At 42.9% G+C, this 17910-nt stretch carries 15 protein-coding genes; 13 read left to right on the forward strand and 2 right to left on the reverse strand.

All coding sequences use genetic code 11. The features are described from left to right. The first annotated feature begins 17 nt into the window (after nucleotides 1–17). Nucleotides 18–1460, forward strand: coding sequence for an alanine/glycine:cation symporter family protein (locus KO537_RS05645; RefSeq protein WP_113941318.1), 1443 nt, complete (start codon nucleotides 18–20; stop codon nucleotides 1458–1460). A gap of 129 nt (nucleotides 1461–1589) precedes the next feature. Continuing rightward, on the forward strand, nucleotides 1590–2363 hold the full coding sequence (gene yaaA / locus KO537_RS05650) for a peroxide stress protein YaaA (RefSeq protein ID WP_105249943.1): 774 nt from the start codon (nucleotides 1590–1592) through the stop codon (nucleotides 2361–2363). 65 nt (nucleotides 2364–2428) lie between these two features. On the opposite strand, the gene KO537_RS05655 is transcribed toward yaaA, so the two are convergent. Continuing rightward, on the reverse strand, nucleotides 2429–3832 hold the full coding sequence (locus KO537_RS05655) for a M28 family metallopeptidase (protein ID WP_173246257.1): 1404 nt from the start codon (nucleotides 3830–3832) through the stop codon (nucleotides 2429–2431). Nucleotides 3833–3968: 136 nt separating this feature from the next. Between KO537_RS05655 and KO537_RS05660 the strand changes: the two genes are divergently transcribed. Next, nucleotides 3969–4265, forward strand: coding sequence for a metalloregulator ArsR/SmtB family transcription factor (locus KO537_RS05660; RefSeq protein ID WP_006084975.1), 297 nt, complete (start codon nucleotides 3969–3971; stop codon nucleotides 4263–4265). Nucleotides 4266–4328: 63 nt separating this feature from the next. Here the strand turns inward: KO537_RS05660 and rpsT are convergent, their stop codons facing one another. Beyond that, complete coding sequence (rpsT, locus tag KO537_RS05665; protein WP_011790375.1) at nucleotides 4329–4595, reverse strand: 30S ribosomal protein S20; 267 nt, start codon at nucleotides 4593–4595, stop codon at nucleotides 4329–4331. Between the two features lie 252 nt (nucleotides 4596–4847). On the opposite strand from rpsT, the gene murJ reads away from it, so the two are divergent. The 10 genes from murJ to KO537_RS05715 all read left to right on the forward strand — a co-directional run bounded on the left by murJ (nucleotide 4848) and on the right by KO537_RS05715 (nucleotide 17899). Beyond that, on the forward strand, nucleotides 4848–6407 hold the full coding sequence (murJ, locus tag KO537_RS05670) for a murein biosynthesis integral membrane protein MurJ (protein ID WP_113941315.1): 1560 nt from the start codon (nucleotides 4848–4850) through the stop codon (nucleotides 6405–6407). A gap of 65 nt (nucleotides 6408–6472) precedes the next feature. Then, the gene (gene ribF, locus KO537_RS05675; protein ID WP_173246254.1) at nucleotides 6473–7408 is read left to right on the forward strand and encodes a bifunctional riboflavin kinase/FAD synthetase; all 936 of its coding nucleotides are present in this window, start codon (nucleotides 6473–6475) and stop codon (nucleotides 7406–7408) included. Nucleotides 7409–7440: 32 nt separating this feature from the next. Beyond that, on the forward strand, nucleotides 7441–10263 hold the full coding sequence (ileS, locus tag KO537_RS05680) for an isoleucine--tRNA ligase (protein ID WP_173246252.1): 2823 nt from the start codon (nucleotides 7441–7443) through the stop codon (nucleotides 10261–10263). Nucleotides 10264–10272: 9 nt separating this feature from the next. After that, complete coding sequence (gene lspA / locus KO537_RS05685) at nucleotides 10273–10788, forward strand: signal peptidase II (RefSeq protein ID WP_173246249.1); 516 nt, start codon at nucleotides 10273–10275, stop codon at nucleotides 10786–10788. Next, nucleotides 10785–11207 (forward strand): FKBP-type peptidyl-prolyl cis-trans isomerase, encoded by a 423-nt coding sequence (gene fkpB, locus KO537_RS05690; RefSeq protein ID WP_028760921.1) that lies wholly within the window; start codon nucleotides 10785–10787, stop codon nucleotides 11205–11207. Before lspA ends, fkpB begins: the two co-directional genes overlap by 4 nt. A 1-nt stretch (nucleotide 11208) precedes the next feature. Then, complete coding sequence (gene ispH / locus KO537_RS05695; RefSeq protein ID WP_028760920.1) at nucleotides 11209–12165, forward strand: 4-hydroxy-3-methylbut-2-enyl diphosphate reductase; 957 nt, start codon at nucleotides 11209–11211, stop codon at nucleotides 12163–12165. Nucleotides 12166–12348: 183 nt separating this feature from the next. Next, nucleotides 12349–12936, forward strand: a complete 588-nt coding sequence (gene pilV / locus KO537_RS05700) for a type IV pilus modification protein PilV (RefSeq protein ID WP_219234091.1) — start codon at nucleotides 12349–12351, stop codon at nucleotides 12934–12936. A gap of 11 nt (nucleotides 12937–12947) precedes the next feature. Next, nucleotides 12948–13916, forward strand: coding sequence for a PilW family protein (locus KO537_RS05705; RefSeq protein WP_028760918.1), 969 nt, complete (start codon nucleotides 12948–12950; stop codon nucleotides 13914–13916). A gap of 12 nt (nucleotides 13917–13928) precedes the next feature. Next, a complete protein-coding gene (locus KO537_RS05710) occupies nucleotides 13929–14390 on the forward strand; it encodes a PilX N-terminal domain-containing pilus assembly protein (RefSeq protein ID WP_105249936.1) in 462 nt (153 codons plus the stop codon). 2 nt (nucleotides 14391–14392) lie between these two features. Then, nucleotides 14393–17899, forward strand: coding sequence for a PilC/PilY family type IV pilus protein (locus tag KO537_RS05715; RefSeq protein WP_219234045.1), 3507 nt, complete (start codon nucleotides 14393–14395; stop codon nucleotides 17897–17899). Nucleotides 17900–17910 lie beyond the last annotated feature (11 nt).

Here is a 17910-nt window from a genome sequence, read left to right on the forward strand (position 1 = left end):
GGAAGAAGTAAAATAATATGTTAGAAACCATAGTTAATTTTTTGAATGCGCTACTTTGGGGTAAGTTGTTAGTATATGGACTAGTAGGAGCTGGTCTCTATTTCACCATTAGACTTGCCTTTATTCAGTTAACCCACTTTAAACATTCCATCAAAGTTATGACCATGAGTCGGCAAGGTTGCGATAGCGGTCTTTCTTCATTTCAAGTCTTTTGTACAAGTATGGCAGCCCGCGTCGGTGCTGGTAATATGGCCGGTGTTGCTGTTGCTATTGGTGCAGCGGGTCCAGGTGCGGTATTTTGGATGTGGCTTATCGCTATTTTAGGTATGGCGACTGCTATGGTTGAATCAACCTTAGCGCAGGTTTATAAAGTCCGAGATCATAATGGCCAGTTCCGCGGTGGTCCTTCCTACTATATGGAAAAAGGATTGGGTCAGAAATGGATGGGCATTTTATTTGCTGTCTTTTTGATCATTGCTTTTGGTTTAGTATTCAATGCAGTACAAGCTAACACTATTACCGGTGCCATGGAGCGAGTATTTGGTTTTAATCCAACCTATGTAGGGATTGGGCTAGTGATTGCCAGTGGATTTGTGATTGTCGGTGGTCTACGTAAAGTCGCGCGAGTATCTGAATTTCTTGTCCCCATTATGGCCTTAGCCTACATTCTTGTAGCCTTCATTATCGTTATTTTCAACCTCGAACAATTACCTGCGATTATTAGCTTAATTGTGAAAAGTGCTTTTGGTTGGCAAGAGGCTGCCGCTGGCGGCGTGGCTTATACTGTCGCGCAGGCAATGCAAGCGGGTATTGCTCGCGGACTTTTCTCGAACGAAGCGGGCATGGGCAGTGCGGCGAATGTCGCGGCAAGTGCATCGCCTAACCCTAATCATCCAGCATCCCAAGGTTTTGTGCAGATGATGGGTGTGTTTGCGGATACTATCGTTATCTGTACTGCAACGGCTGCGATAATCCTGCTATCAGGGGATATTGGCTCGAGTGATGATGGGATTCGATTAACCATTAATGCCATGTCTGCACATGTTGGCGACTGGGGTGGCGCATTTATTGCGGTGGCTATTTTCTTATTCTGCTTTACATCCATCATAGCCAATTACTCATACGCTGAAACAAATGTGATGTACTTAATGGGAAATAGTACCAAAGCACTGCCTTTATTCCGTTTGTGCGTGCTTGGCATGGTCATGTTTGGTGCCGTCGCTAAGATAAGTTTAGTGTGGAACTTGGCTGACGTTTCGATGGGGTTGATGGCGACGGTAAACATTGTTGCTCTATTACTATTATCGGGTCTGGCAATTCGGGTTATCAATGATTATCGCGAACAGATCAACGCGGGTAAGACTCCAGAATTCGATCGTAGTAAATTTCCTGAGTTGATGGATCAGCTTGATGATGATATTTGGCAAGATACCAGTCTTGTGCCGGCTAAAAAGCTTTAATTAGCCTAGCGTATCGACAATAGGCATTACTGATTGTTGTAATCGAAAAGACCACGCTGTTAAAGCGTGGTTTTTTTATGCTCGTTCAGTATCATAGGTATGTATTTTTGTTTCTGTTGGGAGTTTTTGATGTTGATATTGGTTTCGCCGGCGAAGACCTTAGATTTTGAACTGCCGCCACTGACGCAGGTGTATTCACAACCTGATTTTTTAACTTATAGTCAGGAGTTGATCCAAGTGTGTCGGCAATTGACCCCTACAGACATCGCCACTTTAATGAAGGTGAGCGATAAGATTGCGGGTTTAAATGCGGCACGTTTTGGGGAGTGGCGGCCAGATTTTAGTTTAGATAATGCAAAACAGGCCATTTTTGCTTTTAGAGGCGATGTGTATACTGGCTTTGATGCTGATACATTGTCTGAAGATGAAATTGCTCGAACTCAGTCACAGCTACGTATTTTATCTGGACTTTACGGTTTGCTCAGACCGCTGGATTTAATTATGCCTTATCGTTTAGAAATGGGCACGGCGCTTTCTAATCCTAAAGGTAAAAACCTATATGAGTTTTGGGGAGAGACATTAACACAAGCTGTAAATGAAACGCTCGCTGAAACGAGTAGTGATATTATTGTCAATCTTGCATCTAATGAATATTTCAAAGCAATAAAGCCTAAAAAACTTCAAGGGCAATTAATTTCACCCATATTTAAAGATTGTAAAAATGGTCAATATAAAGTGATCAGTTTTTTTGCTAAGCGTGCTAGAGGCATGATGGCGAGATATCTCATTACGCATCAAATTAACACTTTAGATGAATTAAAAGCATTTAATGTTGCTGGTTATTATTATAGTGAAGAGCAGAGTTCCCCAACAAATCCAACGTTTTTACGTGAAGAGCAATAGCGAAATATCGATAAGATGTTAATTGATAGAGAACAGCTAATGCTGTTCTCTATATCATTGATGGCCTATTTTTCAGATTGGGTGGCTAAAGGCGTTAATGTCACCGTTGAATTTGCCATGATATAAGCAAATTGTGCGTAGGCGGCGACGTTTTGAGCCAATGCGGCAGGGTCGATTTTATCTAAGGTATCATTCGGTGTGTGATGGTAATCGAAATAATCGTGGCCATCTTGCCTCAAAGATGCAACTGGAACACCTAAGGCGGGGAGCATAGATACGTCTGGCCCGCCAGAAGCTTGGTTATTGCCCAGTGCAACGCCATTGAATGACATAGGGCTGAGCGCCTGCTGCACTTCGGTGAATATGTTCTCATTCACTTTAGTATCGATTTGATAAATTCTACCGGCCCCAAAATCAGACTCTGCAGCTATGTAGTGCAGCGGTAATTCCGCTTTATGAGCCTCTGCATACGCTTTACCACCAACGAGCCCAACTTCTTCAGCGGCATATAGCACGACTCTAACAGTGCGAGCGGGTTTTATGGGGAGATCTTGAATCTGCTTGGCTGCAGCAGTCACAATGGCGACTCCAGCGCCATCATCAATCGCGCCAGTACCTTCATCCCAGGAATCTAAATGAGCACCAATGAGCACTATTTCATTGGGCTTACTACTGCCCGTTACTTCGGCAATGACATTGTAGGAAGTATTAAAACCTAAGTTTTTTGACGACATATGCAATTCGAGCAGGGCATTAGGATCGCGTTTTAGCAATGCACCAACCAAATCAGCATCGGGATTTGACATGGCAGCCGCGGGGATCTTAGGCACGCCATCTTGGTAGCGCATGATGCCAGTATGGGCCATGCGGTCATGATCTGTGCCAATAGAGCGGATCACGATAGCAACTGCGCCTTTTTGTGCTGCAGCGACTGCCCCTTTCGAGCGGCCACCAACGCTTTTACCATAACCTTCACCAGTGATATGGCGCTCTGTTTTTTGGTCAATAAAAACAATCTTACCTTGCACCTCTTCAGGCTTGGCTTGTTGTAATGCCTCTAGGCTATCAAAGCGTGCGATTTTAGCTTGTATACCTCCAGCAGGAGTCGCAATACTGCCACCAAGCGCAGTAATGACCAACGGCTGTTCTACAGGGACGGTGATTTTGGCTTTGGCTTCACCGCGCTCCCAAATTGGCACTTGTACGGCTTCTTTATAAACACGGTCAAAACCTAGGCTGGTCAGTTTATTTATCGCCCAGTTAACGGCGAGGATATCCTTTGGGCTACCTGCAAGTCTTGGACCCACTTCAACCGTGAGTGATTCGACTAAGTCATAGCTTAATTGCGAAGATAATGCTGCCTGTTGTAATTGAATGACTTCACTAGGGGCGGTTTCTACTTGAGTTTGGCACGCACTTAACCCCCCGATTAAAAGACTCGAGAGAAGTGTAGTTTGATAGGGCTTCATTAGATTTCCTTTATTTTTATTAAGCATGTCCCATTTTTAAAAACAATCTAGCAAAAAGTGTGCTTTATGTCCCGACTATATCCGTAAGGCGACGCTATATTAGCGCAGGGGTTAGTTTTAGGAGAGAAAGTGCGTAATGAATATTGAATTAATGCAGGAGCGAGCCGATCATGCCGTAGTGCTATTAAAGGCACTCGCGAACGAACGCCGTTTATTTATTCTTTGTTATTTATTGAATGAAGGAGAAATGTGCGTTGGCGAAATGAATAAAAAATTAGGCTTAAGTCAATCGGCACTATCACAACACCTTGCTTGGTTACGCAAAGATAATTTAGTAACCACACGCAAAGAAGCGCAAACGGTATTTTATTCACTCAAGAGTGATGAAGTACGGGAGATGATTCACTTATTGAACAACATTTATTGTCATTAATAGTGTTTTTCAGATATAAAAAAACCGGCAATTGCCGGTTTTTTTCATTTGCTATGTTATAGATTAAGCAGCGATTGCTTTGATCTTAGCGTTCAAACGTGCCTTTTGACGAGCGGCTTTATTCTTGTGAATAAGACCTTTAGTCGCCATACGGTCAACGATTGGTTGTGCAACAGCAAAAGCTTCTGTTGCTGTTTTGTGATCGCCTGCTTTAATTGCAGCGATTACTTTTTTAACGTATGTACGTAACATTGAGCGACGGCTGGCGTTATGCTGACGACGCTTTTCAGATTGAAGCGCGCGCTTCTTTGCAGACTTGCTATTAGCCAAGGTGCAACTCCTAAAAACTGGATTTGATACTTTTAAAGGCCGAGGAATATGCCTGCATTTAGTCACTTTGTCAATGACTATGATTGAATATTCATCATAAAGATAAATTAATCCAACCTGCCTTGGCTATCTTCGACCCAACTCGTGTAATATGTGGCGCAATTCTAGCAGCTATTACCGCAGTGTGACAGAGCCTGAATCGATTTTTTGAGATGTATCACCTAATCAATTCGATATGGGTCTGGGGGACGTTTGAGTAGAAAATTATTAAAATCTGGCCTGATTGTTAGTGCTATGACATTGATATCCCGAGTTTTAGGTCTAGTTAGGGATGTGGTGGTTGCTAATTTGATGGGCGCAGGGACAAGTGCTGATGTGTTTTTCTTTGCAAATAAAATTCCTAATTTTTTACGCCGTTTGTTTGCTGAAGGGGCTTTTGCACAGGCGTTTGTACCTGTTTTAACTGAGTACCAAGAGAAACATACCGCAGAAGAGACTCGTGATTTATTGAGTAAAGTTGCGGGCACATTAGGTTTACTAGTGACAATAGTGACCCTTTTGGGGGTGGTTGCATCACCTGTGTTGTCAGCTTTATTCGGTGGTGGTTGGTTTATCGCTTGGCTTAACAACGAGCCAGATGGTGCTAAATTTGAACTCGCTACCGTTGTGCTTAAAATTACTTTTCCTTATCTGTGGTTTATCACATTTACGGCATTAGCGGGCTCAATTTTAAATACCCGAGGCCGTTTTGCGGTATCGGCTTTTACACCCGTATTTCTCAATGTGGCAATTATTGCGGCGGCTATTTTCTATGCGCCTACATCGACCCAGCCTGAGGTTACCTTGGCTTGGGGCGTTTTTTGTGGTGGTTTGATTCAGTTCCTATTTCAAATTCCCTTTTTGTTGCGTGAAAATGCGCTCGTCAAGCCTTCTTGGGGCTGGCATCACCCGGGTGTGGTGAAAATCAGAACTTTGATGATCCCTGCATTGTTTGGCGTGTCTGTCTCACAGATTAACCTGCTATTTGATACATTTATCGCCAGTTTTTTGATGACGGGTTCAATAAGTTGGCTCTATTATGCCGACCGTTTACTCGAATTTCCCTTAGGATTGTTTGGGATCGCGATTGCTACTGTGATTTTACCTGCGTTGTCACGAAACCATGTGAATGACGAAGGTGCGGGCTTTGGCAAGACGATGGATTGGGGGATTAAGGCGATTCTACTGCTAGGTCTACCGGCTATGATGGGGTTGATCGTGCTCGCAAAGCCCATGCTGATGGTATTATTTATGCGCGGTGCTTTTTCATTGCATGATGTTGAAATGGCTTCCTATAGTTTGATGGCTTATGGCAGTGGTTTGCTTAGCTTTATGCTGATTAAGGTGCTTGCTCCTGGCTATTACTCTCGTCAAGATACCAAAACACCTGTGCGTTATGGCATTATTGCCATGATCACAAACATGGGCTTTAACTTGCTGTTTGCTATTCCTTTTGGGTATGTTGGACTGGCGATTGCGACTTCGATGTCAGCATTGCTTAACGCCACATTACTATACCGAGGCTTGCATTTAGCTGGCGTTTATCGTGTTTCTAGGCCGACTATGGTGTTTTTTGCTAAAGCCGTGGTCTCTACAGCCTTGATGGTGGTAGTCTTGTATTACTTTTTGCCTTCACAACAAATTTGGTTAGATTGGCATTTGTTCGATCGTGCGAAAGCCTTGATAGGCTTAATTTTAGTTGGGGCAGTCAGTTACTTATTGTGTCTGCTTTTGCTCGGAATTCGTCCTTGGTCAATTAAACGGGGAGCTTGATTGCTGATTCTCATCGCTAGCTGTTATATAATCAGCCGATTTGCGCTTGGCAGTTGTCTAACGTTATGGAATTAATCCGCGGTATACATAACATTTTGTCATCCCACCACGGGTGTGTATTGACTATAGGTAATTTTGACGGCGTCCATCGTGGTCATGCACAAGTGATTGCGAACTTAGTGCAGAAGGCGAAGCAGTTATCGCTGCCATCGACATTAATGACGTTTGAACCTCAGCCGCAAGAATTGTTTAGCGGCGACAACGCGCCGTCTCGTTTAAGTTTATTACGTGATAAAGTCATTTTACTCGATGAACTCGGGGTTGAGCGGTTAGTGTGTGTTAACTTTAATCGCACTTTTGCTAATCAACCTGCAGAGCATTTTATTGAAGAATTGTTGGTCCGCAAACTGGGTGTCAAATACCTCGTCGTCGGTGATGATTTTTGTTTTGGCCAAGGCCGTAAAGGCAATTTTGAAATGCTAGTGCAGGCGGGTATCCAATATGGCTTTACCGTGGTCAGCACTCAAAGTTTCATGCTGGGCTCGCAAAGAGTGAGCTCGACTGCTGTGCGTGAACAATTGGCGAAGGGCAATCTTGAACAGGCGAGACGCCTATTAGGACATCCTTTTACCTTGAGTGGTCGTGTAGCGCATGGGCAAAAAATTGGCCGCACAATTGGTTTCCCCACCGCTAATATCGCCTTAAAGCGCAATGTTGTGCCGGTACGCGGTGTGTTTGCGGTTAAATGTTATTGGGATAACAGCGATATTTATGAGGGCGTAGCCAATATTGGGTTTCGCCCGACAGTGAACGGTCAAGTGTGTCAGCTTGAGGTGCATCTTTTTGATTTTGAAGGTGACATTTACGGCAAACATGTTGAAGTCGAGTTGGTGGCTAAACTCCGAGATGAGCAACCTTTTGACTCATTGGATGCGCTAAAAAAACAGATTTTAAATGATGCAAATGAAGCCAGAGCTTTATTTGGTAATGATGCAGGCTGAAATTTATCAGTTTAATTAACGGTATAGGATCAATGAGCGACTATAAATTTACTTTGAATTTGCCGGAAACAGAGTTTCCGATGCGTGGTAATTTGGCAAATCGCGAGCCAGAGATGTTAGAGCGCTGGACAAAAGACGGTTTGTATCAACAGATCCGTGATAGCCGAATTGGCCGTACTCCCTTCATTTTGCATGACGGCCCACCGTATGCGAATGGCAGTATTCATATTGGTCACTCAGTTAATAAAATCCTCAAGGACATTATTGTTAAGTCAAAAACTATGTCTGGTTTTGACGCACCTTATGTACCAGGTTGGGATTGTCATGGTTTGCCTATTGAGCTGAAAGTTGAGCAAAAAGTGGGTAAGCCTGGTCAAAAAATCTCTGCGGCAGAATTCCGTGAAGAATGCCGTAAATACGCTGCAGAGCAAGTTAACGGTCAACGTGAAGACTTTATCCGTTTAGGTGTGTTGGGTGATTGGCAAAATCCGTACTTAACGATGGATTTTTCAACGGAAGCTAATATCGTTCGTTCTTTATCGAAAGTGATTGAGAGTGGTCACTTACATAAAGGCGTTAAGCCAGTGCATTGGTGTACTGATTGCGGTTCTGCCCTAGCTGAAGCTGAAGTGGAATACGAAGACAAAACATCACCTGCTATTGATGTGGCGTTTGTGGCTGCCGATAGCAAAGCTGTTGCGGCTAAGTTTGGGGTAAGCGATTACTCACATCCTGTTTCTATGGTGATTTGGACGACCACGCCATGGACGCTACCAGCGAACCGCGCCTTGTCTTTGAGTCCTGAGCTGGATTACAGCTTAGTCGAATTCGAAAAAGACGGTGTGACGCAAGCGCTTATTTTAGCTGAAGTCTTGGTTGAATCTTGCCTGACTCGCTATAACATCGAAAGCCATACTGTGCTTGGTACAACCAAAGGCGCCGCGCTTGAGCTTGTCCGCTTTAATCACCCGTTCTTGGATTTTGATGTGCCTGCAATTTTAGGCGATCACGTCACTACTGATGCGGGTACCGGTATCGTTCATACTGCACCTGGTCATGGTCAAGACGACTTTGTTGTTGGTCAAAAGTACGGTTTAGAAGTCGCAAACCCTGTTGGCGACAACGGTGTATACAAGCCTGATACCGAGTATTTTGCTGGGCAACATGTTTTTAAAGCTAACGATAACGTCGTAGCTTTGCTGAGAGAAAAAGGTGCCTTGCTGAATCACGTGGCTTACCGTCACAGCTACCCACATTGCTGGCGCCACAAAACACCAATTATATTTCGCGCGACACCGCAGTGGTTCATCTCTATGGATAACCACGGTCTACGCACGCAAGCATTGAAAGAAATCGAACAAACCCAATGGATCCCTGATTGGGGCCAAAGTCGTATCGAAAAAATGGTTGAAAACCGCCCTGACTGGTGTATCTCACGCCAACGTACTTGGGGTGTGCCTATCACGCTGTTTGTGAACCGAGAAACCGAAGAGTTGCACCCTGATAGCGTGTCGTTAATGGAACGCGTGGCGAATCGTATCGAACAGCAGGGTATTCAAGCTTGGTGGGATCTTGATGCCGCAGAATTGCTGGGTGATGAAGCGGAACAATACCGTAAAGTCACTGATACTTTGGACGTTTGGTATGACTCTGGCTCAACCTTCTCATCAGTAGTAGCGGCGCGTCCTGAATTCCACGGACACGGTGTTGACTTGTATCTTGAAGGCAGCGATCAACATCGCGGTTGGTTTATGTCATCTTTGATGATTTCAACCGCAATGAATGGCAAAGCACCGTATAAGCAAGTGCTTACCCACGGTTTTACCGTCGATGGTAAAGGCCGTAAGATGTCAAAATCTATTGGTAACGTCATTGCACCACAAACGGTAACCAACAAATTAGGCGCCGATATTCTGCGTTTATGGGTTGCGGCAACTGATTACAGCGGTGAGATGACGGTTTCAGACGAAATCTTAAATCGCAGTGCCGATGCCTATCGTCGTATTCGTAACACTGCGCGTTTCTTATTAGCCAACTTAAACGGTTTCGAGCCCGCTAAGGATTTAGTGGCCGTTGAAGATATGGTGGCGTTAGATCGTTGGGTTGTTCGCCGTGCCGCTGCGCTACAACAGGAAATCATCGAAGCCTATGATCAATATAACTTCCATATAGTGACTCAAAAACTGATGCAGTTCTGCTCGGTTGAGTTAGGCAGTTTCTATCTGGACATCATTAAAGATCGCCAATATACGGCTAAGCAAGAAGGCCATGCACGCCGTAGTTGTCAATCGGCGCTGTATCTGATCTCTGAGGCCATGGTGCGTTGGATTGCGCCAATTCTAAGCTTCACTGCTGACGAAGTATGGCAATTACTGCCTGGCGAGCGTGATGCTTATGTCTTTACCCAAGAATGGTATCAAGGCTTGAAATCAGTCACCTTAGCGACTGATTTGAGCGATGACTATTGGCAGCAGTTGCTAACCGTGCGTAATGAAGTCAACAAAGTGATTGAACAAGCTCGCCGCGACAAACGTATCGGTGGCTCATTAGAAGCTGAAGTGACCTTGTTTGCGGATGCTACCTTGACTGAGCAATTAACCCATATCGGCGATGAGCTGAGATTTGTGTTGTTGACCTCTGAAGCCAAAGTATTGCCTTTAGCCGATGCGACATTGGAAGCGGTTGAGACTGAGTTGGCATCACTGAAATTAGTGGTTGCTTCAAGCACTGCCGAGAAGTGTGAGCGTTGTTGGCACCACAGAGAAGAGGTTGGCACTATTGAGGCTCACCCAACACTTTGTACTCGCTGCGTAACCAATATTGAAGGTGACGGCGAAGTTCGTCAGTTTGCGTAAAGGATCTGTATGCCATTAACTTGGAAAGACAGTGGCTTACGTTGGTATTGGGTAGCTGTATTGGTGTTTTTAGCCGATCAGCTATCTAAGCAATGGGTCTTAGCCAATTTTGATTTGTATGAATCAGTGAAATTATTGCCCTTCTTTAATTTCACTTATGTACGTAACTATGGTGCAGCTTTTAGTTTTTTAAGTGAAGCTGGAGGTTGGCAGCGCTGGCTGTTTACGATTGTTGCGATTGGATTCAGTACGTTATTGACTGTGTGGTTGCGTAAGCAATCGTCTTCTTTGTGGAAACTGAATCTAGCTTACACCTTAGTGATTGGTGGTGCTTTAGGTAATTTAGTCGATCGATTGATGCATGGTTTCGTGGTTGATTTTATCGATTTCTTCTGGAATAAGAGCCATTATCCAGCATTCAATATTGCCGACGCTGCCATTTGCGTCGGTGCAGTGCTGATTATTTGGGATGCATTTGTCAGCGGAAAGTCTGAAGCTGATAGCGCTGAAGGGGTTAAAAAGTGACTGTGACACGTTCATTATTATGCCACATGAACATTGTGCTTGCTGATGGCTCGACTGCCGATAGCACTAAAGCCTCGGGTAAACCGGCTCGATTAAATGTGGGTGATGGTACTTTAAGTCCTGCATTTGAGGCGCAGCTGGTGACGCTTGCTGAAGGTGATAAGCACAGTTTCACGCTTGAAGCGATTGATGCCTTTGGCGAATCCAATCCTGATGCTATCCATTATCTAGATCGAAGCCGTTTTCCGGCTGACATGAGTTTAGAGGCTGGCGTGATTGTGAGTTTTGCTGGCCCTGGTGGTAGTGAGATCCCTGGTATTGTCCGTGATGTTGCGGGTGATTCCATCACCGTCGATCTTAATCATCCTCTGGCAGGACACAAGATCACTTTTGAACTGGACGTAGTAAAGGTATTTTAAGATGAAACTCGATCCTACTAGCCCAAGTTTAAATATTATGCTCGCTAACCCGCGCGGTTTTTGTGCGGGTGTTGATCGTGCTATCAGTATTGTTGAACGGGCGTTGGAATTATTTTCGCCGCCTATCTATGTTCGCCATGAAGTCGTGCATAACCGCTATGTCGTGCAGAATCTGAAGGATCGCGGTGCGGTTTTTGTCGAAGAGTTAGATCAAGTGCCTGATAACAACATTGTTATTTTCAGTGCCCATGGTGTATCTCAAGCGGTGAGACAAGAAGCAAAGGCGAGAGGGCTGAGAGTCTTTGATGCAACGTGTCCTTTAGTGACTAAAGTACATCTTCAGGTGACACGTGCCAGCCGCAAAGGTATTGAGTGCATCCTGATTGGCCATGAAGGGCACCCTGAAGTCGAGGGTACTATGGGGCAATACGATAATCCTAATGGTGGCGTTTATCTGATTGAATCGCCTGCAGATGTTGAAGCCTTGGAAGTTCGCGATCCCAATAATCTCTGCTTCGTGACACAAACTACTTTGTCTGTAGATGATACTTTGGACATTATTGTTGCGTTACAGAAAAGGTTTCCCTCTATAGAAGGTCCGCGAAAAGACGATATTTGTTATGCAACGCAGAATCGTCAAGATGCGGTACGCAATTTATCTGCAGACGTTGATTTGTTGATTGTTGTTGGCTCAAAGAACAGCTCTAACTCTAATCGTTTACGCGAGCTAGCATTGAAAACAGGAACCCAGTCTTATCTAGTGGATACTGCAGATGACGTTGAGTCTAGTTGGTTTGATAATGTTACACGTGTAGCCGTCACCGCAGGAGCTTCAGCCCCCGAGGTCTTAGTCCAACAAGTTGTTCAAGCAATCGCTAAGCTTGCCCCTAGTGTTGTGACTGAAGTTGAAGGGCGTAAAGAAGACACTGTTTTTGCTGTGCCAGCCGAATTACGTTAAATCTGTGTACTGTTTAATCGTCAATAAAAAAGAGGCTATAAGCCTCTTTTTTATTGTCTCAAATTCATTCAAAGCATAATGATGTCAATGCTTATGTGCTAATGTTACTGGCTACTTACATTTTACTCATCTATTATTAACTGTTGGTAATTTTTATCGTAATACTAAGATTTTTAAAGGTAAATAGCTGAAAAGCTTGTCAAAAATATGACTAAAATCGAAAGGTTGGCACAAAGGGAATTTCAACGGGGCTTCTCATTAATTGAAGTGCTTGTTGCGTTAGTGATCTTAGTCATTGGCTTAATTGGCATTTTTAATCTGCATATTGTTGCAAAGCGTGGCAGCTTTGAATCCTTTCAGCAAACTCAAGCCTCCTATTATGCAAACGACATAATTAATCGAATGAAGCTGAATAGAGCGCAGCTGGGTAATTACGCTGGTGAGTATACTGGCTCTCATAATAAACCAGGCAATGTTTGTGACGTTGCTGTTGGCGCAGTGAGTATATGTACTCCAGAAGAGACTGAAGCTTGGGATCTTTACCAGTGGGAACAGAGTTTTATGGGGGCTGCTGAAGTTATGGATAGCCAGAATGTTGGTGGGTTAGACTCTCCAACAGCATGCATTAATGTAGATGGTTCAACTGTAACGGTCGCAATTGCGTGGAGAGGGATCCGAGAGGGCGCGGGTACAAGTTATTCTGGGAGTGAATGTGGAGAAGATATTGGTACGCGTAGGCGGCTTTTTATTCTTTCGACAATGATTATTTAGGTTAACTATGTATGGATAATTTAAAAAATTGTGAGAAAGGGATGTCGCTGGTTGAGCTAATGGTCTCTATGGTCATTGGCTTATTTCTCACTCTTGGGCTTTTTGGCATGTTTAGTATGTCTTCTTCCAATGTGATCACAACGAGCCAGTTTAACCAATTGCAAGAAAATGGACGAATTGCTTTGTCGCTCATGGAAAGAGATATTAGTCAGTTAGGTTTTATGGGGGACATAACGGGAACTGATTTTGTACTTGGAACCAATATGACCTTGAGGGATGGTGTTGCAAATGATTGTATTGGTGCAGGCGTAAATAACGGTACTTTACCTAATGCAGAACCTGCACACTTTAGGCGTCTATGGGGATATGAAGAGGGCGAGAGTGGGGATACATTAAGTTGCTTATCAGGTGTGAATCAGAATACGGATGTCATTCAAATTAAAAGATTAGTTGGCCCACCAGTGACTAATCCTAATGGCGAGCGTTTTTATATGGCTGCAACTTCGAGTGAAGCTGTGATGTTTAAAGGCGGTAATCCTCCCAATCCAGTACTCGAAAATGCTCGTTTTTGGGAATATCAGCATCATATTTATTTTATTAAAAATGATGGTTCTGTACCTGTTCTACGCCGAAAAACATTAACCAAGAATAATGGCATGAATAACGAAGAGCAGTTAGTTGAAGGCATTGAGAATATGCGTATTCTTTATGGTTTTGATAGTAATGGAGATGATACCGCCGATAGTTTTATGCCAGCAGAAAATGTAACCACATTAATGTGGGACAACGAATTATTTCAAAGACTTGTTGCCTTAAGGGTTTTCTTGTTGGTTCGCGCTATTGATGAAGATAAAAGTTACACCAATGAAACTACTTACACTCTGGGCGATAAGGAAATTAAAAATTTGAATGATCATTATCGACGCAAGATAGTTTCGACGACTATGGTGCTTGCTAATCCAGTGTTAATTAGAAATTAGAAGGTTGGTAAGATGAAAAAGCAAAAAGGAATTGTATTATTTTTTGCACTTATCATATTGTTGCTTATGACTATTATTGGTGTCGCTTTGGCTGTTAATTCGACCCAATCTATGCGTATGTCTGGAGCAGGATCAGAACGTATAGAGGCTAAGTCTGTTGCTGATGGTGGCTTAGAGGCGGCAATCGAAGCCAATAAAGGTGCTAGCTTAGCCAAACTATCTGAGATTTCATCAGTGGTTGAATTTGGTTCTAACCAAACGTTAACGCCAATTCCTTATGAAGTTGATGCTGCAGGTAATGTTGTCATTAGTGCAAAAGATGTTGGATGCCAGCGAAGTACAAGGCCAAATAGTGGTAATTTAATTAGCTGTCGGCGTGTTGAGATTAGTAGTACAGCAGAATTTGGTAGAGATAAACTGGGCCAACTCACTGTTGTCGCAGGTGTGGAGCAAGAAGTTTTAACTGGGAGTTAGATATGATTATTAAAAAGCTGGCTTGTTCTATACTACTTGCGCTGACTTTTGTGTCGGCTTTCTCCTTTGGTGACGATACTGAGTTATATGTAAAAGAATCAACAACTCGAACGGGCGCAAGACCTAAAGTGCTCGTTATATTTGATAACTCAGGAAGTATGTCAACTGAAGAAATTACTCAGGTTGTAGATTATGACCCTAACTATGACTACCCAGCCGTAAGTGGTTCTGGGTATAGTGATACTCTTATTTATTATGCTGTTGGCGGTGGGGGATTACCCACCCCTGATACTAGCTCTGATAAGCGTAATTTTAAAGCTAGTTTAAATGGATGTAGTCAAAGCAAAGCTGCATTAGCAGAGTTTGGTCGTTTTACTGGGTATATAAGAGAGTTCACATCAAGTGGTACTACTGGCGTTTGGAAAGAACTACCTGAAACAAATGGTACTGCAATAAAAGTAATTGATTGTTGGGAAGATATTTCTCAAATAAATCCGAGTAATTCATCATCATATCCTAATGGATTTCCTGCTAATGGGGTAACAACGGGATCAGGTAGTAAAAAGAAAGCATATCCATATTTTACTTCTTCACTACCAGGAACAACTTGGACCAATGCTTTAGCCGCAGCCAATAATACTGACTTTGGTGTTGGACAACCTATTACCTTGTACACTGATAATTACCTAAGATGGTACGGATTATCTAAAGCGGGAAAATTACCAACGGTAAAAGTTTCAAGACTAGAAATTGCGAAGAAAGCGATTTCTAATATTATTAGTTCAACTCCAACAGTGGATTTTGGACTTGCTGTATTTAATTATAATTATCCAAATGAAGGTAATCGAGACGGTGGTCGAATTGTATCTGGCATTACTCAGATGACGGATAGTACGCGTGCGAGTTTATTAACTACTATTGATAATTTGCTGGCAAAAACAAATACACCACTATGTGAGACTATGTATGAAGCTTACCGTTATTTTGCCGGTAAGGGCGTTAAATATGGTCATAGTGATACAGATTATGGCTCTTATGTTGGAAATAAACCACCGTATGACAGCTTAGTGGAGAAGAGTGGTAACTACGCAAGTCCATTTAAAGTATGTACGGATATTGCTTATGTTATCTATGTCACTGATGGTTCTCCAACAGTTGATAAAAATGCGAATAATGACGTTATTAGTTTAACTGCCACAGGAAGTAAAGAAGGGGATTACTCTTCATTTTCTAAAAATCTAGATACAGCAAGCTATTTGCCCGCATTAGCTAGTTATATGTTTAATAACGACTTAATTAACAAGTTGGACAGTTCAAATACTGAACAAATGCAGAATGTTCGTACTTATACTATTGGTTTTAGTAAAGGTGCAGAAGATGCCGCACCTTTACTTGCTGAGACGGCTAAAAGAGGTGGTGGTTTATATTTTGCTGCTCAAAACAGTCTTGAACTACAGAATGCACTTAATGATGCGTTATCAAATATTTTGAATATTGATTCAAGTTTTACATCTCCAAGTATTGCTAGTAATAATTTTGATAGGACTCAGACATTTGATGCCGCTTATTACGCTATGTTTCTCCCAGGCAAAGGACCTCGTTGGAGCGGTAATTTAAAAAAATTAAAAGTAACCGCAGATGGAACATTGGTTGATAGTAAAGGGAATGCAGCTATAGCAGATAACGGTAATATTAAAGATGGTGCCTGTACTATATGGTCGGATTGTGTTGCGCAAAAGGATGGGAATAAAGTTGAAGTCGGCGGAGTCGCGGCACAAATCAGAAAGCAAGAAGTTAGGAGTATTGTAAGTAACTTAAATGGGTCCTCCAGTTTAACGCCCTTAACACTTGCTAATGCACAAACTGCAGCAGGCGGTGATGCTGCGCTAGCTAGCTATATGAGAACTAGCGTAGATGAGCTTGCTAATACGTTAAATTGGCTTAATGGGATAGATGTCGACGACGATAATAAAGATGGTAGTACGACAGATAAACGTAATGATGTTATGGGTGATCCTCTTCATTCTAAGCCACTTGCACTCAATTTCGGCACAAAAAACGCGACTGATATTCGTATCATGCTTGGCACTAATCAAGGTGTTGTGCATATGTTTAAAGATGCGGGCGAATCTGTATCAGAGACTTGGGGCTTTATTCCCTATGAGTTATTGCCTAATTTAACAGAACTGAGAAGTAATGATCCTTCAGGTGTACACACTGTATACGGAATGGATTCTTCTCCAGTTGCTTACACTGAAACTGATGCTGAGGGTAAAGTGATTAAAGCATGGGTTTATATGGGGATGCGTCGGGGTGGCTCGTCTTATTATGCCCTCAATGTGACAAACCCTGATAGCCCTTCTCTAATGTGGACTATTAATCCATCAACAGATGGTTTTTCTGATCTTGGACAAACATGGTCTGAGCCTATAGTGACGAAAATCGTTGGTTATGAAAAGCCTGTACTCATTTTTGGTGGTGGCTACGATGTTAGTTTTGATGCAACTCCTTCATCTTCTCCGGTAGGTCGTGCGGTCTATATTGTCGATGCAGAGAAGGGAACTTTGATTCATTCATTTGGTGGCTCTGCATCGGGTGCAACAGTACTTTCGGGTATTCAGGATAGCATTCCAAACTCAGTCGCCGTACTTGATAGTAATAATGATGGGTATACAGATAGGATTTATGCCTCCGATGTCGGTGCAAATGTCTGGCGCATTGATCTTCCAAGTGCAAGTAAGTCGAGTTGGAGTGCATTTAAATTTGCTTCTTTAGGTGGTACTGATAGTAATAATCGTCGTTTTTATGCAGAACCTGTTGTAGCACAAACGATGTTTACTAATTTATCCGAAGTTAAGGTGGCAACAGAGAGTGGTACTACTACGACTAAAACTTATCAAAATGTTCCCTATGATGCGGTGGTGATTGGAAGTGGAACGCGACCCCACCCATCATCTACTGATATCAATGATATGTTTTTTACATTGCAAGATCGTAATGTGGTGACTAAGAGTTTTACTGGCGGTGATGTTCCCGAGGCGATCACAATCAATGATCTCTATGATGTGACTTCTACTGCACCTGCGTCTGAAGCCGACAACATAAGTTTCGGTAAAAAACTCGGCTGGTTCTATGATTTTAGTGGTCTAGGTGAAAAGAGTTTAACAGCTGCCTTGATTGTCCAAGGCAAAGTTTATTTCACTTCTTATTCTCCCCCTGCTGACTCGGTTGCCGATAACGTTTGTTTAGTGTCTGGTTCTGGCAAGTTATATCCGTTCGATTTGCACAAAGGAACGAGATCCTTTTCTCAATTATATTATGAACTGGGTGAACGTGTACCGGATACACCGCAGATTGTTATTCCTGCACCTGAATCCGGTAAAGATCCCTATATCTATATTATTGGAGTTGGTAAAGGTGAGAAAAATGAAAATGGGGATTATACAGGTACAATCAACGTTGCTTCTGGGTTAGGTGTTAATAAAATTTATTATCATATAAATGAATGAGTTATTAATTT

Source organism: Shewanella sp. NKUCC01_JLK, from assembly GCF_019345615.1.
GTDB classification, from domain to species: domain Bacteria; phylum Pseudomonadota; class Gammaproteobacteria; order Enterobacterales; family Shewanellaceae; genus Shewanella; species Shewanella oncorhynchi.